Annotated in this window: 20 protein-coding genes; 10 read left to right on the top strand and 10 right to left on the bottom strand. The window is 35.7% G+C overall.

The window, feature by feature from the left end; all coding sequences use genetic code 11:
- Nucleotides 1–7 precede the first annotated feature (7 nt).
- From PC_RS06235 to sucC, 3 genes are read right to left on the bottom strand one after another with little or no spacing between them, the layout of a single operon-like run.
- Nucleotides 8–1,153 carry a M50 family metallopeptidase gene (locus PC_RS06235; RefSeq protein ID WP_011175845.1) on the bottom strand — a complete coding sequence of 382 codons (1,146 nt, stop codon included), beginning with the start codon at nucleotides 1,151–1,153 and terminating at the stop codon, nucleotides 8–10.
- Complete coding sequence (gene sucD, locus PC_RS06240; protein WP_011175846.1) at nucleotides 1,150–2,055, bottom strand: succinate--CoA ligase subunit alpha; 906 nt, start codon at nucleotides 2,053–2,055, stop codon at nucleotides 1,150–1,152. The genes PC_RS06235 and sucD overlap by 4 nt, the downstream gene beginning before the upstream one ends.
- A 3-nt stretch (nucleotides 2,056–2,058) precedes the next feature.
- Nucleotides 2,059–3,228, bottom strand: coding sequence for an ADP-forming succinate--CoA ligase subunit beta (gene sucC, locus PC_RS06245; protein ID WP_011175847.1), 1,170 nt, complete (start codon nucleotides 3,226–3,228; stop codon nucleotides 2,059–2,061).
- 150 nt (nucleotides 3,229–3,378) lie between these two features.
- On the opposite strand from sucC, the gene ftsY reads away from it, so the two are divergent.
- Complete coding sequence (gene ftsY, locus PC_RS06250; protein WP_011175848.1) at nucleotides 3,379–4,308, top strand: signal recognition particle-docking protein FtsY; 930 nt, start codon at nucleotides 3,379–3,381, stop codon at nucleotides 4,306–4,308.
- 2 nt (nucleotides 4,309–4,310) lie between these two features.
- Complete coding sequence (locus tag PC_RS06255; protein ID WP_039359608.1) at nucleotides 4,311–4,889, top strand: hypothetical protein; 579 nt, start codon at nucleotides 4,311–4,313, stop codon at nucleotides 4,887–4,889.
- Here the strand turns inward: PC_RS06255 and PC_RS06260 are convergent.
- Entirely contained in the window at nucleotides 4,886–5,368 is a 483-nt protein-coding gene (locus PC_RS06260; RefSeq protein ID WP_155117181.1) for a hypothetical protein, read from the bottom strand. The genes PC_RS06255 and PC_RS06260 overlap by 4 nt on opposite strands.
- A 249-nt stretch (nucleotides 5,369–5,617) precedes the next feature.
- Between PC_RS06260 and galE the strand changes: the two genes are divergently transcribed.
- Both galE and PC_RS06270 read left to right on the top strand, forming a co-directional pair.
- Nucleotides 5,618–6,586 carry a UDP-glucose 4-epimerase GalE gene (galE, locus tag PC_RS06265; RefSeq protein WP_011175851.1) on the top strand — a complete coding sequence of 323 codons (969 nt, stop codon included), beginning with the start codon at nucleotides 5,618–5,620 and terminating at the stop codon, nucleotides 6,584–6,586.
- Nucleotides 6,587–7,218: 632 nt separating this feature from the next.
- A complete protein-coding gene (locus tag PC_RS06270) occupies nucleotides 7,219–7,530 on the top strand; it encodes a hypothetical protein (RefSeq protein ID WP_181679077.1) in 312 nt (103 codons plus the stop codon).
- 167 nt (nucleotides 7,531–7,697) lie between these two features.
- Here PC_RS06270 and PC_RS06275 read toward each other — a convergent pair whose 3' ends face one another.
- The 3 genes from PC_RS06275 to glmM are packed head-to-tail and all read right to left on the bottom strand — an operon-like array spanning nucleotide 7,698 to nucleotide 12,163.
- A complete protein-coding gene (locus PC_RS06275; protein ID WP_044045092.1) occupies nucleotides 7,698–8,900 on the bottom strand; it encodes an amino acid permease in 1,203 nt (400 codons plus the stop codon).
- Nucleotides 8,901–8,938: 38 nt separating this feature from the next.
- Nucleotides 8,939–10,762, bottom strand: a complete 1,824-nt coding sequence (glmS, locus tag PC_RS06280; RefSeq protein ID WP_011175855.1) for a glutamine--fructose-6-phosphate transaminase (isomerizing) — start codon at nucleotides 10,760–10,762, stop codon at nucleotides 8,939–8,941.
- 27 nt (nucleotides 10,763–10,789) lie between these two features.
- Nucleotides 10,790–12,163: a phosphoglucosamine mutase gene (gene glmM, locus PC_RS06285; RefSeq protein WP_044045495.1), complete on the bottom strand. Its 1,374-nt coding sequence runs from the start codon at nucleotides 12,161–12,163 to the stop codon at nucleotides 10,790–10,792.
- A gap of 665 nt (nucleotides 12,164–12,828) precedes the next feature.
- Here glmM and pcnB point away from each other — a divergent pair.
- From pcnB to PC_RS06315, 6 genes are read left to right on the top strand one after another with little or no spacing between them, the layout of a single operon-like run.
- On the top strand, nucleotides 12,829–14,103 hold the full coding sequence (gene pcnB / locus PC_RS06290; protein WP_011175857.1) for a polynucleotide adenylyltransferase PcnB: 1,275 nt from the start codon (nucleotides 12,829–12,831) through the stop codon (nucleotides 14,101–14,103).
- Nucleotides 14,084–14,854 (top strand): alpha/beta hydrolase family protein, encoded by a 771-nt coding sequence (locus PC_RS06295; RefSeq protein ID WP_011175858.1) that lies wholly within the window; start codon nucleotides 14,084–14,086, stop codon nucleotides 14,852–14,854. Before pcnB ends, PC_RS06295 begins: the two co-directional genes overlap by 20 nt.
- A 13-nt stretch (nucleotides 14,855–14,867) precedes the next feature.
- Complete coding sequence (locus PC_RS06300; protein ID WP_039359626.1) at nucleotides 14,868–15,593, top strand: glycosyltransferase family 2 protein; 726 nt, start codon at nucleotides 14,868–14,870, stop codon at nucleotides 15,591–15,593.
- An 11-nt stretch (nucleotides 15,594–15,604) separates the two neighbouring features.
- Entirely contained in the window at nucleotides 15,605–16,288 is a 684-nt protein-coding gene (locus tag PC_RS06305) for a lipid-A-disaccharide synthase N-terminal domain-containing protein (protein WP_011175860.1), read from the top strand.
- Nucleotides 16,285–17,454 (top strand): lipid-A-disaccharide synthase, encoded by a 1,170-nt coding sequence (gene lpxB, locus PC_RS06310; protein WP_011175861.1) that lies wholly within the window; start codon nucleotides 16,285–16,287, stop codon nucleotides 17,452–17,454. The genes PC_RS06305 and lpxB overlap by 4 nt, the downstream gene beginning before the upstream one ends.
- A complete protein-coding gene (locus tag PC_RS06315; RefSeq protein ID WP_011175862.1) occupies nucleotides 17,438–18,091 on the top strand; it encodes a lysophospholipid acyltransferase family protein in 654 nt (217 codons plus the stop codon). The genes lpxB and PC_RS06315 overlap by 17 nt, the downstream gene beginning before the upstream one ends.
- A 57-nt stretch (nucleotides 18,092–18,148) precedes the next feature.
- On the opposite strand, the gene plsX is transcribed toward PC_RS06315, so the two are convergent.
- From plsX to PC_RS06330, 3 genes are read right to left on the bottom strand one after another with little or no spacing between them, the layout of a single operon-like run.
- On the bottom strand, nucleotides 18,149–19,168 hold the full coding sequence (plsX, locus tag PC_RS06320) for a phosphate acyltransferase PlsX (protein ID WP_011175863.1): 1,020 nt from the start codon (nucleotides 19,166–19,168) through the stop codon (nucleotides 18,149–18,151).
- A 20-nt stretch (nucleotides 19,169–19,188) separates the two neighbouring features.
- Nucleotides 19,189–19,371 carry a 50S ribosomal protein L32 gene (rpmF, locus tag PC_RS06325; protein ID WP_011175864.1) on the bottom strand — a complete coding sequence of 61 codons (183 nt, stop codon included), beginning with the start codon at nucleotides 19,369–19,371 and terminating at the stop codon, nucleotides 19,189–19,191.
- Nucleotides 19,372–19,397: 26 nt separating this feature from the next.
- Nucleotides 19,398–19,874, bottom strand: a complete 477-nt coding sequence (locus PC_RS06330) for a YceD family protein (protein ID WP_011175865.1) — start codon at nucleotides 19,872–19,874, stop codon at nucleotides 19,398–19,400.
- Between the last annotated feature and the right edge of the window lie 532 nt (nucleotides 19,875–20,406).

Raw genomic sequence — 20,406 nt, forward strand, 5'->3', positions numbered from 1 at the left:
GCTGCTTTTAAAAGCTTTTGTTAAGCCAGGCTTTAAATTCAGGCAGATCTCGAATGGCATCAAACTCTCGCTTTTGAATGATGGTAGGAAGATTAGAAAGCCCTACTTGTTCAGCAGAACGAAGCCAACCTATGGCAGGCTTAGCTTCTCCCATGATCGCGTACGAGAGGGCGTTAATCAAAGCTATATCACTAGCCTGATCTTGTTGGAAAATTTGATTCCCAATTTTAACAGCCATTTCCCACTCTTGTAAACGATAAGCTAATTGTTGCAACATTTTTAAATAAGGAAGAGAAAGTTTACTTTTAATCGATATTAGCCATTCATAAGCTTGTTTATATTGCCCTTGATCAGCTAAAATGTGTGCCATATACTGAGTAGCAGTCACATAAATCACTCCTTGACTGGCTTGTTCTCTTAAAGAGACGAATTTTGAGAACGCTTCCTCTTGGTTTCCCATTCTTAAGTTCTCAATAGCCTCTGCCATTTTTTTTTGTAATTTTGTGTCTGCATCCCCAGCAGTTATTTTTCGTACATCGATCCAAGAACGATAACTTTCAAAACCCATCATTAAGAAAAGCGCTCCAACAAAAAATTGTTGGATACTAAAAAAATAAAGGCAGAGAAATGCAGCTAAAACCACACTTAAAAAAAAGGCTAATTTCAATCCCTTTATTCCCAATAAACTTTCTAGTATGATTCTTAAAAGTTGACCTCCATCCAATGGTAAAACTGGTAAAAGATTAAGAAGAGTCCAAAATATGTTTACATGAATAGCGACTTCAAAAGCATATTTTATTAAGGGAGAAGAAAGTGCGTTCCAATGAGAATATACCCAATAGACAAGAAAAAATAGAACAAAGCCAGCTAAGGGGCCATTTAAAACAACTAAAAATTCCTGCCATTTCGTTAAATCTTTACCTGTTCGCCTTGTTACTCCTCCAAGACCCACTAAATCAATTTCAGCTTTTTGACCAAATGCCAGAGCTGTTAAAGCGTGACCGTATTCATGGATCAGAATAGAAATAAGGATCACAAGAGACCAGATGGCTGTTCCTATTAAAGATTGACTATTTAGCCAACCAATCATAGCAATCAAAAACCAAAAAAAAGGAAAAACACGAATTGGAATAAAACTTGAAATGGAGATCATTTTAAACTCGGGGATGAATTAGGTGATTTAGAATTCAATAATAACTGGACAGATAAACCCATATCCGCAGGGGTTTCTGCAATTAAAACTCCAGCCTGCTTGAGCGTTTTTATTTTATCAGACGCTGTTCCTTTTCCGCCTGAAACAATAGCTCCCGCATGACCCATGCGTCTACCAATTGGGGCAGTTTGCCCTGCAATAAAAGCAGCTATCGGTTTAGAGCAAAACTGTTTAATCCATTCTGCAGCTTCTTCTTCAGCTTTTCCTCCAATTTCTCCAATGAGTAAAATAGCATCAGTCTCAGAATCGTTTTCAAAAAGCTTTAAAACATCGATAAAGTTAGTTCCATTAAGAGGATCCCCTCCTATTCCTACACAGGTTGATTGTCCCAAACCTAATTGCGTGGTTTGCCAAACGGCTTCGTAAGTCAAAGTTCCTGAGCGAGAAACAATGCCAACATTTCCTTTTTGATGGATGTAGCCCGGCATGATCCCCATTTTACACTCTCCTGGTGTAATAACACCAGGGCAATTAGGACCTATCAAGCGGCTTGTTTGACTTGCTCTCATTACCTGGCTTACTTTTAACATATCTTGAATGGGTATTCCTTCAGTGATGCAAACAATCAATTCAATTCCTGCTTCTTCGGCTTCTAAAATAGCTTCTGCAGCAAATGGTGGAGGAACAAAAATCAATGAGGCATTGCATTGAGTCTTTTGCTTCGCTTCCCAAACCGTATCAAATACCGGGAGACCGGATATTTCTTCTCCCCCTTTACCGGGTGTGACTCCTCCGACATAGGTTGGTGCATAAAGCATGCTTTGCTCTGTGTGAAAACGACCAGCTTTTCCAGTTATTCCTTGCGTAATCACTCGTGTCTGTTTATTAACCAAAATAGCCATGGATCACCTTACTGATTGTGCTAATTGAACTGCTTGTTGAGCTGCTTCTGTCAAATTTTCTGTAATTAAAATCTTTAAGCCTGATTGTTGAAGAAGTTGCTTCCCTTTTTCGACATTTGTTCCCTCCATTCTTACAATTAAGGGAATATGAATTTGTAATCCTTTAGCTGCTTCGATAATTCCTGAGGCTAACGTTTCACAATTCATAATTCCCCCAAAGATGTTAATTAAAATGGCTTTCACATTAGAATCCGATAGAATAATTCTAAATCCTTCTGCCACTTTAACTTGCGATGCCCCACCTCCTACATCCAAAAAGTTAGCAGGACGTCCTCCATGGTATTGAATAAGGTCCATTGTAGCCATGGCTAATCCAGCTCCATTGACCATACAACCAATTTCCCCTTCTAAAGCAACATAGGCAAGTTCAAATTGCTGAGCTCTTGCTTCATTATTAGACATTTGTGAAGGATCGAATAAGGTTTTCAAGTCCTCATGTTTAAAAAGAGCATTGTCATCAATTGATAACTTCGCGTCCAGCGCTAATAAATGGCCTTCCTTTGTTTCCACAAGAGGGTTAATTTCAAGTAGAGAAGCATCCGTTTCTTTAAAAGCTTTCACAAGAGATTGAATAATTGCAACCCCCTCTTGAATTTGTTTTCCCTTCCATCCCATAAAGCTTGCAATGCGAATTAAATGATAAGATCTAAATGTTTCCTCCAAAGGAATTGGAAGCATTAACAATTGATTAGGTTGTTCGTGAGCAATTTTTTCAATGTTTACTCCTCCAATAGGAGAAGCGATTAAAACACGGCTTGCCAATTCACGATTAATAGTGATTCCTAAATAGAATTCTTTTTTAATCAAAATAGCAGGGGAAATCAAAACTTGATGAGAAATCATTCCGCTAGGGCCTGTCTGTTCATTAATGATTTTTTTTCCGATGAGTTCTTGGGAAAATTCTAAGATTTCTTGCGGATTTGTCGCTAACTTGACTCCACCGGCTTTTCCACGTCCTCCGGCATGCACCTGTACTTTGATGATAGCACTTTGCAATTGGTATTGCTTAATGATCTCTTCCACTTCTTTCGAAGAAGAAGCGATATAAAAATCAGGAACGGGAATGCCATACTTACGTAAAATCTGCTTGGCTTGAAACTCGTGTGTATTCATGATGGACCTTCATTATTCTAAAAGCTAATTAGTGGTTTTATGTATAGAATTGATAGGGCAAGCCAAATTAAGATCTTCACCTTTTTCTTTTTTATATGCTAAGCTTTTTTTTACTCATTTTATACATCAAAGGAAGGATTCCAAGACAACATGGTAATGGATTATTTTAAATCGAGCTTTGCAAAAGTCAAATTAGCTCTTTCACGTGCAAGAAACCTTCTCAGTGACAAATTAAAATCAATTTTTCAAGGCAAAATTGATGAACATACTTTAGAGCAGCTTGAACAACTTTTATACGAAGCTGATTTTGGTGTCAAAACTGCATCTGAGCTGACTGAAAAAATACGCGACTTACATCGCCAACACCCCAATTTGAAAACTGAAGATTATATTGAAGCTTTAAAACAGCAATTAATTTCTTTAGTGAGTCAATATCCTTCCAACCTCCTCGAACTTACCTCTTCACAACTGCCTCAAATTATCTTAATTGTTGGAGTCAATGGGAATGGAAAAACAACGTCCGTCGCAAAGTTAGCTTATCAATTTAAACAAAAGGGTAAAAAAGTCCTTGTTGCTGCCGCCGATACGTTTCGAGCCGCTGCCATCGAACAATTAGAGTTATGGGCTCATAAATTACACATAGAAATTGTCAAGGGTCATCCAAAAAGTGATCCTGCAGCTGTCGCTTTTGATGCAATTCAAGCAGCAAAAGCAAGAAAGTGTGATTTGGTTATCATTGATACAGCAGGACGATTACATACCAAAACGCCCTTGATGCAAGAATTGGAAAAAATAAAACGTTCTTGCCAAAAAGCTTCACAAACGGGACCCCATGAAACACTGTTAGTTTTAGACGCTACGACCGGCCAAAATGCCATTGAGCAAGCTAAACAATTTCATCATTTTACCCCAATTACAGGACTTATTCTGACGAAATTAGATGGAACCGCCAAAGGAGGAATCGTGATTGCTATCCAAAGAGAACTTGGCATTCCCGTCAAATTTATCGGAACAGGAGAAGGAGAAGAAGATCTTCAACCCTTCGATGTACAAACATTTGTTTCTAACCTTTTTGATTAAATATGGCATATATTACTGTTGGTTATTTTACAGAAAACACTCCTTACGAAGAAGAAATTCGTCATTTGGCTGAAAGTTTAGAACGATTTTATTTGCCAATGGATCTTGTCGCTGTCCCTACACAAGGAAGCTGGCAAGCTAATACGCAATATAAGGCTTACTTTATTAAACAAATGCTTGTTCGCCATTATCCTAAAAATATTTTATACTTAGATGCAGATGCAAGAGTTCAACAGTATCCCGCCCTATTTGATCAAATAGATGCAGATTTAGCCGTTTTTTATTGGCATAACAAAGAACTGATTAGTAGTACGCTCTACTTTGCTAATAATGCTAAAATTGCCGAGTTAATAGAAAGATGGATCACTTGTTGTTTTGAAAACCCTGATATTTGGGATCAAAAAGTTTTACAATATGTCATTCAAGAATCAAAAGATCTTAACCTGAGAATTGACATGCTTCCCCCCTCTTATTGTCAAATTTTTGATTTGATGCAACAAGAAGGAGAACCAGTCATTGAACAATTTCAAGCAAGCCGCCGTTTTAAAACTCAAATAGATTCTTCAAAGAATGAAGCTTAAAAGGCGACATATGTTGGATTAGAGCTTTTCGTTAATCCTAGATTAAATGTATTTGTCCAAGTTTTAAAATGATCCGCATAAGTTTGATCAATGCATCCTATTCCTTTTGCAATTAATTCAACCCCGATCCCAATTAGGTTTGAAGAAAAAAAGTAAAAACTTTTTTTATTTGTGATCATTTGATTAATTTTTGATGAGGAAGGATGGTTTAGTGCCAGCTGAATCATCGTAAATGTGAAGATAATACGAAACGTTTCCTGCGTCCATTTCATGTCTTGATTTTCGAAAATATAATTAAAAATAGGTGTCGTCAAAGCATGCATTAAAGAAGCTGTTGCAGCAACTCCCGAGAGGACCAGCGGGCGCGTTAAATTAGCTGCCGCTCTGGAAGGATTTGTCTTGAGAATAATAAATGAAGCAGCAAATGAATAAAGAGCACTACGACAAATAGAAGGCCCAGTATTTACTGGTAACTGCATATAATAGCTCTTGATCCCATTGTGAATTAAATTTAATAACATTTCAACCTCACTCAATTCTATTTTCAAAACTTCTATTTCTGATAAATTTTTTTACACTTTACAGGTTCGGATTACTGTTTACAACTAAAATCGCATATGCTTCTAAACACATGAAATAGGTGGAATTGGAATAGGAGTGAGAACATAGACAAAAAAATGAATCTAACTTAGATTGATTGTTTTAAATTTTCAGTAATTAGTGATTGTATGTCTCAACTAACAATTCTTATTGTCGGAGGAGCCGGATATATTGGTTCTCATGTCAACAAAATGCTAAATCTCATGGGTTATCACACTATAGTTGTCGATAATCTCAGTCGAGGATCTATAAAAACTGTTCTTCATGGGACATTTGTGCAGGGAGATCTCTGCGATCCACTTTTTCTCAATCAGCTATTCCAAAAATACTCTATTGATGCTGTCATGCATTTTGCTGCATATATCGATGTTGGAGAGTCTGTCGTGAATCCAGCCAAATATTATCAGAACAATGTTGTGAACACATTGAATCTTTTAACAGCAATGGTAAAATCTCAAGTTAAAACGTTTATTTTCTCCTCAACTGCAGCCATTTTTGGCTATCCTCTTTCCAATAAGATCGGTGAATCTCATCCCTGTCATCCTATTAATCCCTATGGGGAAACTAAATGGGTCGTAGAAAAGATGTTACGAGATTTTGAACAGGCTTATGGTCTTAAATATTCTTGTCTTCGCTATTTTAATGCAGCTGGAGGAGATCCTGAAGGCAAAATTAAAAATTATCAGACAAAATCTTCAAATCTCATCCCTCTCATCCTCAAAAGCCTTCAACATGAAACAGAATCTATCACCATTTATGGAACTGATTATGCAACTCCTGATGGAACATGCATCAGAGATTATATTCACATTCAAGACTTAGGGCATGCTCATATTAAAGCCTTAGAACAATTACTTAATGGCTCTTCTTCTACAAGCTATAATCTTGGAAACGGAAGTGGATTTAGCGTTAAAGAGGTCATCCAAACGGTGGAGAAAGTATTAAATAAAAAAGTTTCCTTCATTGAAGGAGCTCGTCGACCAGGTGATCCTCCCATATTGCTTGCAGATACACAAAAAGCAGCATCGCTATTAAATTGGCATCCTCAGTTTAGTTTAGCTAAAATGATTGATCATGCCTGGACTGCTTATCACTAGAAAAGGTTTCTAATAAATACCTCTCTAAGCAGCAGTTCAAAATTCTCTCATCTAAATAAAAAAATAAAATTGATCTACAATTTGACAATACAATTTTTAAATAAAATAAAAAAATCCCACAAATTAAATTATTATATCAAAATATTTAATTCATATTTCAATAGAAGTTGATCATATTTTATAAAATCTTTTATTGAATAGTAGATGAAAATAAATTTATTAAGTTAATAAAATAAATTTTGAGTTTATTTGCTTGAAATAACTTTAGGTTGTTTGCGAGTTTTGTAGATTTTTTAAGAAATATGAGTAGATATTTTTAAAAAAGGAAAAACATCACGCGAAATGTTGAACTCATCAATACGCCTAAAGTTCAAATTAAAAGATTTTTTTTGAATACTTTTTTCTCTTTTGAGAGATAAAAAAAATAGACCTAAACTACAAAAATAACTAGATCTACTTTTCTTTGCCTCCCAAAAAATGACCACTTTTTTATTCGATAAAGTAACAAGGTTGAAATTAAATCTTTCAACGTGAGCAAGTTGATACTACTTAAACATTTAATTGTTGTGTTTAACAAGAAAATATATTTATGTTTAAAAATAGCGGTCAATTATTTTTTAAGGGGTTTGTATATGAACCAACTCATCAAAAGTTTTTTTATTGCCGGCTTGCTCTGTTCTTTTATGAGTCTAGGAGCTCAATTTGACATTGGCTACAGAAATGGGAGTCAAGAATGCCACTGCAGCTATGAGTGTAGATGCAATCCTGATTGGCATGATGGATACAAGGGAAATCCAAGCGATCTTAATTACTCTCATTCTCACTATGATAACTATTATGGCTATCCCTCTCAAACCAATAGCGATTCCTATAGTTACCCATCCTATGGTCAATATGAACATAGTGATGGTAGGATCGGCTTAATCAATTATAAATTTAGATGATCCCTTAAAAAAGGAATAATCATACCTGAACCGGACGCATAACCCGATTCAGGTAAGTCGATGTTGACTTACCTAAGGTAGCAACATCGATATCTTAAGGCAATCCTATAAATTGCCAACGACCCGAAAAGAAGAGAGTAAAATTTCTTTCTTTTTGGGTTTTTTATTTATGAAAATATCCTGTCAATTAAATGCTTTGTTTCGTGAAAGAGTTCAAAAACAACAAATCCACCGAGCAAGACCAGTGACATTTTGCCTCCAGGTAATTGTTGGTTTGTCTCTAATCTTTGTCGATAACGCCCAATCCAAGTCATTAAAATGGGAAGAAGACCTAATAAAAGAGCAACTCCAAATCCCCCTGCATAATCTAAAGCAATTAAAAAGATATGGGGGTAACTCACAGAAATGAGGAGAGGAAAAGCAAAGATAAGTAAAGCTAAAAGCATTTTGCCTTTGATATTTTTATGAATATTCAAACCATCTGCCAAAAAATCTCTTAAACCTAACGTCACACCTAAAAAAGAAGTAATCAGAGCAAAAAAAGCAAAAGCTTGCCCTAAGTAATAAACAGCAGGATTATGAATAAAATTTTTTAAAGGATGAACAGCATTATTCCCATTTTTTAAAGCTTCTATGAGTCCTCCTGCGCCTTCTTTAGGCACAATACCTAAGATAAGTCCTTCCCAAATAATATAAGCAATTAATGGAATAAAACTTCCAATTAAAATTGATGTTCGAATGGCTTTAGCATCGTGATGCAAATAACTCGCAAGCGTTGGAATAATTCCTTGATAAGCAAATGAGGTAAAGGCAATAGGTAACACCATTAAAGAATAAGACCAATTGTAATCCCTCAAAAAATTTAGGTCGACATGACGAAATCCTAATAAAACAAATCCTAAATAAGACAAAGCAAGACCTATAATAAGCCAGACATTTAAACGACCTGCCCAAGCGGTAGGAATTAAAATAAGAGGAGAAAATAAAAGAACAAAAATAATTGGTCCTAGCCAATCTGGAATTGTAGATTGAGAAAACTCTACAACAATATTGCCGCAACCAACCATATAGGCAATCGTTAAACAATAGAATAAGAATAAATAAACAATCCAAGCAAAATAGCGCCCTCCTTTTCCAAGCGTTTTTTCAGCCATAGTAATGATGTTCGATTCCCCTTTAATCCATTGAGAAACCTCTAAAAATAAAAGGCCTGTACAAGCCATGAAAAGCCAACATAATAAATAAATAGCAAGAGAGGGAAAAAAGCCAGCCAAACTTGTTAAAACTGGCAAAGCCAACATTCCTCCTCCAATCGATGTTCCTGCGACAAGCAATGAGCCGTTTAAGATGCTACCTTTCTGATGATCCATGATCCATTTCACTAATTTAAATTCATAATATTTATTTTTTACTCAACTGTCACAGATTTTGCCAAATTGCGAGGGTGATCAATATCTGCTCCTCTTTCTTTGGCTATATAATAAGCTAATAATTGGGTTACAACAGTTGTTAAAATACTTGCTAACTCATCAATGACGTGGGGAATATAAATAACATCATCCGCGATTTTTTCTATTGCCTTCTCCTGCTCTTCAACAATCGCAATGATTTTTCCATGCCTTGCTTTAATTTCCATTAAGTTGCTAAGTAGTTTTTCAAATGTTTGACGGTTAGCACAAAGAGCGACAGTAGGGCAATCTTCATTAATAAGCGCAATCGGTCCATGCTTCATTTCACCCGCTGCATAACCATTGGCATTAATATAAGAAATTTCTTTTAACTTAAGTGCTCCTTCTAAACTTGTCGGAAACATATAACGCCGTCCAAGATAAAAAAAGTTGTCAAATCCAGCATATTTTTTTGCAATTCTCTCAATCGCGATTGATTGATCTAAAACCATTTGTACTTGGTCTGGAAGCTTTAAAATAGCCTCTAGAAAATCCTGCCCTTCTCCTTTACTCATATGACGCATCCGAGCTAAAAGAAGAGTAAATAAGGCAAGAACAACAACCTGACTAGTAAATGCTTTAGTGGAGCAAACTCCAATTTCAGCACCCGCTTTCAAAAAAATGGTCTCATCGGCCTCTCTCGTTAATGTAGAGCCTTGTACATTACATAACGCTAATACGCGAGCTCCTTTTGCCTTGACTTCTTTAACGGCTGCGATTGTATCGGCAGTTTCTCCTGATTGGCTAATAGCAATGACAAAAGTTCCTGGAGGAACAACAGGATTTTTATAACGAAATTCAGAAGAAATCTCTACTTGTACAGGAATCCGCGCCTTATCTTCAATTAGGTAAGCAGCGACACAGCCAGCGTGCCAAGAAGTTCCACAAGCCAAAATCAAAATACGTTCGACCGTTAACAAATCAGTCATATTAAAATCGAGTTCTTCAAATAAAGCTGTTCCATATTCAGGCAGGATACGAGAAAGCAACGCATTTCTAATCGCTTGGGGTTGCTCATAGATTTCCTTAAGAGTAAAGTGTTCGAAAGAACCTTTTGAGATCTGCTCTAAATCTCCTTCAATGAATTGACTTTCTTTAGTGATTTTATGATGGATATTGTAAACTTGTTGACTTCCTGCTTTAATTACAGCTATTTCAGAATTAGATAAGTAAATTGCTTGGCGAGTGTAAAAAGCAAAGGCATTAGGATCTGACGAAACAAAAGCTTCGTTGTTTCCAATTCCAATCACTAGAGGACATTCATGAGCAATCGCAATGATCTGATCTGGGAAATCTTTGTGAACAACAGCAACTGCATAAGCTCCCTTTAATTCAATGACAGTTTGTTGAACAGCATTGAGTAAATCTCCTGCATAATGGTGAGCAATTAAATGAGCAATGACTTCCGTATCAGTATCTGAAACAAATTGAATTCCCTTTTCAATTAATTTTTTTTTCAAAATATCGTAATTTTCAATAATTCCGTTATGCACGACTGCAATTGACTTAACATGATCAAAGTGAGGATGTGCGTTTACTTTAGTCACAGCACCATGTGTAGCCCAGCGCGTTTGTGCAATAGCCATCTTAGGAGCTAAATGCATCTGCAAAACTTCTCGCTCAAGCGAGGCTACTTTACCGACTTCTTTACAAGCAACGATTTGCCCATTTTCTACTCCGGCTAATCCTGCGGAATCATATCCCCGATATTCAAGCTTTTTAAGTCCATCTAATACCATTTTGATGGGATCTTTTATTCCCACATAACCAAATATTCCACACATACTGTTCCCTTTTTCTCAATGGTATAATTATGAAACTGACAATCCAATTTCTTCTTGCACAATGTCAGCAATTTGATTTGCCAATTGAATGACTTGTTTATATTTTGGTCCTTCAACCATCACTCGACAAGTATTTTCTGTTCCCGAATAACGAACTAAAACTCTGCCTGAATTTCCAAGAATTTCTTCCACTTGTGCTATCACTTCCTTCAATCGTTCGATGGAATCTAAAGAGGGTTTAGAAGACACCTTAATATTTAAACATGTTTGTGGGTAGCGTTGCACAAATGACGCCAAATCAGATAACTTAGAATCTGTTTCGATCATAATACGCAATACTTGAAGAGCGCAAACAAGCCCATCGCCAGTTGTATTGTGATCTAAAAAAATGACATGACCACTTTGTTCTCCACCTAAGTTAGCATCGTATTTGAGCATATCTTGAATGACGTAGCGATCTCCCACCTGAGATTTGATTACTTCAACACCCAAACATTCCATAGCTTTAATAAAACCCAGATTACTCATGACTGTTCCGACGACACGATTATTTTTTAGCAGCTTTTGCTTAAACATATCGCGGGCACAAATCGCTAACATGGTATCTCCATCAACAATTTGAGCATTTTCATCAATCATCACAACTCGATCTGCATCACCATCCAAAGCAATTCCTACATCAGCTCGATTATCAATCACAGCCTTTTGAGCGGTTTCAGGATGCATAGATCCACACTGGCTATTGATATTCAAGCCATTTGGAGTCACTCCACAAGTAAATACTGTAGCATCTAATTCTTTAAATACCAGAGGTGCTACTTTATATCCGGCTCCGTTCGCACAATCCAAAACGATTTTTAAATTTTTCAGTGAAATTTTTCTTGGGAATGTTGCCTTCACAAACTCGATATAACGTCCATCCGCATCAATAATTTTTGTGTTTTTGCCAATATCATCATCAGCAGGGAGTTCTTCATCGAAATGATTTTTTGCTATCATTGCTTCCATTTCAGCTTCCCACGAATCAGGCAACTTAAATCCTTGTGAATCAAATAATTTAATCCCATTGTCGTAATAAGGATTATGAGAAGCAGAAATTACAATTCCTGCGTCGGCACGATAAGCACGTGTAATAAAAGCCACGCCTGGTGTAGGTAAAGGACCAACCATTAAAGTATCTACCCCCATCGAACAAAGCCCAGCAATCAAGGCATTTTCAAAAACATAACAGGACAGACGCGTATCTTTACCAATAACTACCCGAGATTTACCTAAACGACTTAATAATTGTCCCGCTGCTCGACCTAATGCTAGGGCAATTTCTGGAACCATGGGACTTTTATTTGCTCGCCCTCTAATTCCATCCGTACCAAATATTTTGAATGGTCTTTTTAACTCCACTCTTCCACCTAATCTAAAAATTATTATTCTATTAATAAATTTATCTATAAAATCCTCAGTAAAAATACCTTTTTTTTTATGTATAAGCAAGCGATTCCTTATAAAATATCTTCTTGTTAATCTAGAAAATTAAAAAATAAATACCCCTGCTAATGTATAGCTTTGCTTATGAATGAAAATAGATTTTTGAATTAGACCTTAAAGCAGCTTTAACTTAACTCAAATAATGAAGTTATTTGCTTAGAAATCAATTTTTTTAATGAGAATTAGTTTAGATGGCTATAAAAAGCATCAGAAAAGCCGAAATAGAATTTTCAATAAATGATATTTTTAAAATTTTAAATATTTGAAAATGAGTTAGTTAAATTTTTAACATAAAAGTAATGGCTTTTGTAACGAAATTTATTCGATTAAAATAAACTTTTATACAGGAGTTCTATTTTTGCTAATTTAAACTTAAAAAAAATTTAACAATTAGTCATGTAAGAAAGTAAAAGAAAGATTGACTTTTTCAGTTTATTTAAATAAAGTTATACTTAAATTTTTCTCATTGAATCTCATCATTTTTGCAAAGACATTAGACAATTTATTTTTAAATTTCTTTGAAGGGGAATTCTTATCCAATAGATATTGAGAATGTTACAATTTTCAGGAGCTAATCTTTCGTGCAACCTAAGACCTATTTCGCTAAAGACCATGGAATTGATCCTGCTCTTATTGATCGCGATGCACTTTATGTTTTAGAAAGGCTAAGACACGCTGGATTCACCGCTTATTTAGTCGGTGGAAGTGTGCGAGATCTTTTATTAAAACGAGTCCCTAAAGATTTTGATATTTCCACTTCTGCTCGACCCGAACAAATTAAAGCGATATTTCAAAGGCAGTGTATTTTAATTGGAAGACGATTTCGTTTAGCGCATATTCGTTTTGGTCATAAAATCATTGAAGTATCCACATTTCGCACCGGCGAGAACGATAGCGGACTTATTCTTCATGATAATGAATGGGGCACCCCTGAAGAGGATGTTTTGCGCAGAGATTTCACTATTAATGGACTTTTTTACGATTCTTCCAACCATTCAATTATTGATTATGTCAATGGATGGGAAGACGTCCAAAAACATTTGTTGCGTACAATCGGTGAACCTGAAAAACGATTTAAGCAAGACCCAGTACGTTTGTTAAGACTTTTAAAATTTCATGCTCGTTATAACTTCAAAATAGAAGAACAAACAGAGCAAGCCATTCATGTCTGCCGAATAGAAATCACAAAAAGTTCTCCTGCCAGAATTTTAGAAGAAATTCTTCGTATGCTAGAATCAGGAGCTTCGGCTCCTTTTATTAAACTTTTGGCTGAATATGGAATCTTAAATATTTTGTTTCCTAGTCTCACACAGCTTTTAAAAACAACTTACGGAAAAACAATTTTTCATTATTTAACTTGTGCGGATCAACTGTATCAACATAAAGGTAAAAATGTATTAGATCGAGCTATTTTAACAGCTTGCCTACTTTTTCCTGTTTTAGAACGTGAATTAGATAAACACTATTTGAGTAAAAAACAAACTCCGCACATCGGAGAAATTACCCTTGTTGCTTCCTCTCTTGTTAAAGAGATTTTGATTCAATCTTTTTCTCATTTTCCAAGGCGAATTACCTCAACGATGTTATCCATTTTAGTTGCGCAGTATCGTCTAACTCCCTTGAGTGGAAAAAGGCATTATCGAGAAAAATTGTTTCGCCAAAAGGATTTTGAATTAGCATTAAAGTTTTTCAAGTTAAGGGCTCTTGTTAATGAAAAATTAGTGGAGACATATTCTTCCATTCGCGATCAATATCGTCAATTCGTGCGACATGGAGAGAAACGTCATCACAATTATCATGGCCGGCCTGCTCATTCCCCTCATCAAGTTATATCTCATGACTGCGCAGCCACTTAATCAAGTTATCTATCCTCCTCAAGGAGGGCCTCCAATCTATTATCGTGGATCTGACTTATCAGAGGGAGCTAAACCAGCCGTTGTTTATTTTGCCCTTTCTGCTGAAGCCAGCCTCTATGAAGATCCTTTTAATCAACCGGTCCTTCCTTGGATAGAACAAGGCTTTCGCGTTTTTTCTTGGGATCTCCCTTTTCATGGACCCCACCTTGATCACCATGCAGCCATGCATAGTTGGGCAAAAGAACTTTCGAACAATCCCCTTTTTATTGATCAATTCATTGAAATTTGCAAAAAACATCTGCAATTTTTAATAGATCAAAAATGGGTAAATACTCATTCTATTGCTGTTGCTGGGTTATCAAGAGGAGGATTTATCGCTACTCACTTGGCTGCCAAAGCCAAGTTTATTAAAAAAGTTCTAGGTTTTTCACCCATGACGCAAGCACCAGAAGTAGAAGAATTTAAATACACTAATTTACAAAATCAAGAGGCTATTAGTCTCACTAAATTGGTTGATCAGCTTACACACACTACTCTTCGCTTTTATATTGGCAATCATGATAAGCGAGTCCAAACAAGTTCTTGCTATCAGTTTATCCAAACTTTGAGTGATAAAATCTATGAAAATGGTCTGAGATCTCCACCCGTAGAACTAATTATTTACCCTTCAATTGGATTTAAAGGTCACGGAACTCCATCAACTATTTTTGAAAATGGATCAAAATGGATCATTACTCAATTAACCAATTAAGAGATTTTATTTAATGTCTGTTTACTATTCCGTTGTCATTCCTTTAAAAAATGAAGAGAGCAATATTGAGGAACTCATTCAAGAATTAGAACCTGTCATGAATCAACTTAGGGAAACTTGGGAATTGATTTGTATTGATGATGGTTCAACAGACAATACAAAGGCTATTTTAAAAAAATTAAACGAAGAAAAAGGTTATTTACGATCTATTTTTTTTAAGAAAAATTATGGGCAATCCAGTGCTTTTGAGGCAGGGTTCAAAGCAGCTCAAGGAAAATTTATCATTACGCTAGATGGAGATAGGCAAAATGATCCAACAGATATACCTAAACTGATTAAAGAAATTAACACTTGTGACCTCGTCTGCGGGATTCGTCTTAACCGTAAAGACTCTTGGAGCAAACGGATGATTTCCAAAGGAGCTAATTTTGTCAGAAGTCGCCTTTGTGGGGATGGAATGCGAGATACGGGTTGTTCATTAAAAGTTTATCGAGCTTCCTGTTTTCAAAAAATTAAAATGTACAATGGAATGCATCGTTTTTTACCGGCATTATTTAAAATTGAAGGATTTGAGATTAAACAAATCCCTGTTAATCATCGAGAACGTTTAAAAGGAAAAAGCAATTACAACTTTTTTAATCGTTCTTTAAATACTGTTTCTGATTTGTTAGCTGTCTGTTGGATGAGAAAAAGACACCTTCATTACCAAATTGAAGATGATTTCTCACCAAAAAATTAAAAAGGGATTTTGTGGAAGATTGGAGAACATTTTTATATCCTCTTGGGTTTTTATCTTCGATAGCTTTTGGAGCACGTTTTATTGTCCAATGGCTCCAGAGTGAAAAGCAACATAGAAGTGTTGTGACGCCATTCTTTTGGTATTTATCTTTAACAGGAAATACTTTATTAGCTATCCACAGTTTTATTCAAATTCAATACCACATTTGTCTCGTTCAAGTCTGTAATGGTGTGATTTCTTGGCGCAACCTCAATTTAATGCACCCTTATCGTCGACAATTTACCTTTCAATCTGTTATAAAATATCTAGGAATTGCATTTGTTTTAACAACACTCGCTTTTTTTGCTCAGGATTATTTTCTAACGCAAGATGGAAGCTGGTTTCGCGTTCCAAAAGCTCCCTGGCAATCTCATTCTCAAGTGGAGTATTCGTTGTGGTGGCATGGTTTGGGAACTATTTCTTATTTATTGTTTTCAAGTCGGTTTTGGGTTCAATGGTGGCTAGCTGAAAAATCTCATTCTAGCGAACTTTCCACTTCTTTTTGGTGGCTAAGTTTGAGTGGAGCTATCCTTTCTATTGTCTACTTTTCACATATTCAAGATAGCGTCAATTTAATTGGCCCTTTAATCGGAATGGTTCCTTATATTCGAAATTTAATGCTATTGAAAAACGCTAAAATAGCGGCTGCAAAATGAAAAATTGTTTTATTTTTGCCGGGGAAGCAAGCGGTGATTTGCATGGTAGTCGCTTGATGCGTGCCTTGAAAGAGCAATTCGTTTTTTCCTCTTTAAATGGGGTTGGAGGCCCTCTTATGCGCCTCGAAGGTCTTGAAGTTCTTTACCCCATGGAAGAATTTCAAGTCATGGGTTTCACAGATGTATTAAAAGCTTTTCCAAAGCTCTACAAACTATTTTATGCTATTCGAAAACATATCCTTAAAACAAATCCTTCCTGTGTGATTCTTATCGATTACCCGGGATTTAACTTGCGACTCACTAAATCTCTACGCAAAGTTGGATACAAAGGAAAGATTATTCAATTTATCTGTCCTACTGTTTGGGCTCATGGCAAAAAACGTATCGATACGATGGTTAAACATTTGGATTTACTTTTAACCATTTATCCATTCGAAGCTGCATTTTTTTCCCATACCCCTTTAAAAGTACGTTATGTGGGTAACCCGCTAGTTGAAACTGTCAGCAATTATCCCTATAAAGAAAATTGGAAATCTATTTGCGGAATCCCTCACAATCAAAAATTATTAGCCATTTTTCCAGGAAGCCGAATCGGTGAAATCCAAAGGCATCTTCCTCAGCAATTAGAAGTTGCTCAATTATTAATAAAAAATCATCCTTCAATTCATTTCGCTATTTCCTGCTCAGACGACCGCCTTCTCTCTTTTATAAAAACCCACATTCATAACACTTCTCTACAAATGGGTCTAAACATTCATTTAGTTCCTCGCTTTTTTAGCTATGAACTAATGAAAGATTGTCATTGTAGTTTAGCCAAATCAGGCACGGTTACCTTAGAACTCGCTCTCCATCAAAAACCGACTGTTGTGCTTTACACCCTAACGCAATTAAATTATTTATTAGCCAAGTATTGGATGCATTTAAATCTTCCTCATTATTGCATTGTCAATATTTTACTAGAACGAACTGTATACCCTGAATTTATTGGAAAAAAACTCGATATTTATCAAATCTTTAAGCAAATCGAAAAGTTATTCATTAATCAAGACCACTATGACAGCGTTATCGGAGATTGTGCCATTTTACGCCAGCAATTGGGAGATGGTATAGCTTCCAGCCTTGCAAGTCGAGAGATCCAGGAGCTATTAAATGCTAAAAAAACTTAAACAAGGGTGGAAAAATTTCTCTTATCGATGCTTTGCTTTTCTTATTGCGACAATAGGTAAAGCCTTAATTCGTATTTTGTTAGCCACATGTCGTTCAAAAGTTCATGGACTAGAAAAATATATTAAAATTGCCGAAAAAGAAAAATGCATTGTCATGTTTTGGCATAATCGATTAGCGCTTGCTCCTTTTATCCTTTATCACTTGACTCCCCAATTTATTTACGCCGCTTTTATTAGTAATAGTCGAGATGGAGAATTAATTGGAAGAATTGTTCGCTCCTATAAAACAGGCAGAGTCATTCGAGTTCCTCATCATTCTCGACATGAAGCATTACGTGAAATGATTCGACACGTTAATTTTAAAAAATCTATCGCTATTATTACACCAGATGGGCCTAGAGGACCTCGCTACAAAATGAAACCTGGAATTGCTTTGGCAGCCATTGAAACTGGTGCCTATGTGTTCCCTTTGAATTGGACGGCAACCAGCTTTTTTACATTCAAAACTTGGGATCAATTACGACTTCCCAAACCCTTTAGTACAATTGAATTTTTTTTTGGTGAGCCTATTAAATTTAGTTCAGATGTTCCTCTGAATATTGCTCAAACCTATCTTCAAAAATCTCTAAAAGAATAACATACATACGATGCCCAAGAATAATGAGCATTGAAGAGACAAATTGAATGACACAAATTATAAAGTTTCGACGTTTAATTCTTGTTTGAGCTGAGAAATAAAATCATTCTGAACAAGTTCAATAGCCCCATTAATCCCATTAAGCATGGCTTGGGAGGAAGATTTACCATGACATTTGACAACGACACTGTCAATACCACAAATGATAGCTCCGCTATACTCTTCATAGTCAAATTCATCGTGAAGTTGCTTTAAAATAGTTTCTGCTTGTAGTTGAGAAATATCTTTTAAACTATGTTTGAGTTGCTTTAAAAGGAATACTGAAACACCTTCAGAAGTCTTGAGAAGAACATTTCCTGTAAATCCGTCTGTAACAAGTACATCGACACAACCCTCAAAAACACCTCTTCCTTCAACATTACCAATAAAATTCATTTTACTTTTAGTTTTTAGTTGTAAATCTTGAAGTAACTGATAGGCTCGTCTGATTTCTGAAGTTCCTTTTTTAGATTCTAAGCCAATATTCAATAAACCAACTTTTGGCTTTTCAATTCCTAAACAACAACGTTGATAGGCTGCTCCCATTTGAGCAAAGCAAACTAAATGGCGAGCTTTGCAGGAAACATTCCCTCCCACGTCAATGACAACGACATCCCCTCTTTCTGTTGGTAATGTAGCAAGCAAAGCAGGCCTCTTAATTCCCGGCAACATCGGAATTAAAAGAGTCGCTCCCGCTATCAAAGCTCCTGTATTACCTGCAGAAACAAAACCATTTAAACGTTTTTTTCGGATTAATCTTAGGCCAGTGACTAGGGAAGATTTCTTTTTTTCCCGAACGGAAATAACTGGTTCATCGTCCATTTCAATGACGTTAGAGACTGGATGAATTTCAATTCGGCAAGGAGACTGAGACAAAAAAGAGGAAAAAACAGAATTTTCTCGAATTTTAGCGACAACAGGTAGAGTAGCTAACACAACAAAAATGACATTTCTTTGTTTTTGTGCAGCTAAATAAACAGCTTCAAAAAGAGTAATGGGAGAGCTTTCGCTTCCCATTAAATCAATTCCAATACGCAAGCTTATCACTCTTTAAGAGTTTATTGAGCTTCCTGGGTTGTAGGAGTTCGGTCAGCATATGTTCCACAAGCTTTACAGCTGCAGTGAGGAAGACGCGCTGTTCCACAATTACTACAAATAGAAAGGCTCTTTGGTTTTTTTGCGTGATGAGCACGTTTCGAATTTTTACGTGCATTTGACAAACGGTTACGTGGCACTGCCATGGTTAAAGTCTCCTGATCAATTAAACTTATTCTTTCCAATCGAGATTAGCAAAGGGTTGGTACCCATCTTCAATATCTTGCTCATCTTCGAAAGGCTCTTTTAAATATTTTGATACTTCTTGACGTTTTGGACAATTTCCTTCTTCACATTCAGCAAAAGCAGGAACTTCAATTAAAATTGTCTCACGCAAAAGATCTTTAAAATTATAAATGGCCCCTTTAACTTCCGCTAAGGGCTCACTGTGATAAAAATTATCTATTTCAATATTGACTGGAACAGCTTCATTGCAAATTGAACAGCTCATTAAAGCTTGAGCTCGAATTTTCCAATTTAATATCAGTTCATCATCTGCCTTATAAGCAACACCATCTAATTCAATATTCTTTTTAAAACTCAAGTCTTTTTCATGAATATCAATAAAATCAGGGAAAAGGCTTTCATGAATTATTTTTTCATGACCGTCTCTTAATTGATCTACAAAGATCTTAAACTGATCATCCATATTAACTTTTCCCTTAGAAATAAAGGAACTTATTCTAAATGAGTTTTATTTTTTTTGCCAATATATTCTACTTGGATTTCATCTAAATCATGCCTTTCCGAAACGAAAAATTTAATCCCAATACCTTATTTATTTTTTAACTTTGTGTCAGGGATAAGGGGATAAAAAGGCTAATAAAATTCTTAACATCGCCAATATTGCCCCTCTAGTCAATTTTATTTTTTACTAGTCAATAACCTTTTAATCGCTTAATCTTTGTTCTAGACTTTTTAAAATTAACGCAATATTAATGCGAACTCTGTGTTCGCCTAGTAAATTAGATATAATCCTGGTTTACAGAGATAACTCAGATGACCAGCAAAAGCTAACATTATTTATAAAAAGACAAAGACAATCCGTTTCTAAATTTAGCTCTTTCGGAAACTCGGCTGCTCTGGATAAATAGAGATTTTGAATAAATTTGTAATCAAAATGGGAGCTCTAGACTACCAAACAGGATAAACTTCTTTAAAAACCTTGCTTAATCAATGAT

It is taken from the genome of Candidatus Protochlamydia amoebophila UWE25 (assembly GCF_000011565.2).
In the GTDB taxonomy this organism is placed as follows: Bacteria; Chlamydiota; Chlamydiia; order Chlamydiales; family Parachlamydiaceae; genus Protochlamydia; species Protochlamydia amoebophila.

Excerpts from the sequence above, each read along its gene's own strand:
- rpmF (WP_011175864.1), bottom strand. The coding sequence starts at position 19,371 with ATGGCAGTGCCACGTAACCGTTTGTCAAATGCACGTAAAAATTCGAAA.
- lpxB (WP_011175861.1), top strand. The coding sequence starts at position 16,285 with ATGAAAAATTGTTTTATTTTTGCCGGGGAAGCAAGCGGTGATTTGCAT.
- PC_RS06275 (WP_044045092.1), bottom strand. The coding sequence starts at position 8,900 with ATGGATCATCAGAAAGGTAGCATCTTAAACGGCTCATTGCTTGTCGCA.
- PC_RS06295 (WP_011175858.1), top strand. The coding sequence starts at position 14,084 with ATGACTGCGCAGCCACTTAATCAAGTTATCTATCCTCCTCAAGGAGGG.
- PC_RS06260 (WP_155117181.1), bottom strand. The coding sequence starts at position 5,368 with ATGCAGTTACCAGTAAATACTGGGCCTTCTATTTGTCGTAGTGCTCTT.
- PC_RS06270 (WP_181679077.1), top strand. The coding sequence starts at position 7,219 with ATGAACCAACTCATCAAAAGTTTTTTTATTGCCGGCTTGCTCTGTTCT.
- PC_RS06315 (WP_011175862.1), top strand. The coding sequence starts at position 17,438 with ATGCTAAAAAAACTTAAACAAGGGTGGAAAAATTTCTCTTATCGATGC.
- PC_RS06300 (WP_039359626.1), top strand. The coding sequence starts at position 14,868 with ATGTCTGTTTACTATTCCGTTGTCATTCCTTTAAAAAATGAAGAGAGC.
- galE (WP_011175851.1), top strand. The coding sequence starts at position 5,618 with ATGTCTCAACTAACAATTCTTATTGTCGGAGGAGCCGGATATATTGGT.
- sucD (WP_011175846.1), bottom strand. The coding sequence starts at position 2,055 with ATGGCTATTTTGGTTAATAAACAGACACGAGTGATTACGCAAGGAATA.
- sucC (WP_011175847.1), bottom strand. The coding sequence starts at position 3,228 with ATGAATACACACGAGTTTCAAGCCAAGCAGATTTTACGTAAGTATGGC.
- ftsY (WP_011175848.1), top strand. The coding sequence starts at position 3,379 with ATGGTAATGGATTATTTTAAATCGAGCTTTGCAAAAGTCAAATTAGCT.
- PC_RS06255 (WP_039359608.1), top strand. The coding sequence starts at position 4,311 with ATGGCATATATTACTGTTGGTTATTTTACAGAAAACACTCCTTACGAA.
- PC_RS06235 (WP_011175845.1), bottom strand. The coding sequence starts at position 1,153 with ATGATCTCCATTTCAAGTTTTATTCCAATTCGTGTTTTTCCTTTTTTT.
- glmS (WP_011175855.1), bottom strand. The coding sequence starts at position 10,762 with ATGTGTGGAATATTTGGTTATGTGGGAATAAAAGATCCCATCAAAATG.
- PC_RS06330 (WP_011175865.1), bottom strand. The coding sequence starts at position 19,874 with ATGGATGATCAGTTTAAGATCTTTGTAGATCAATTAAGAGACGGTCAT.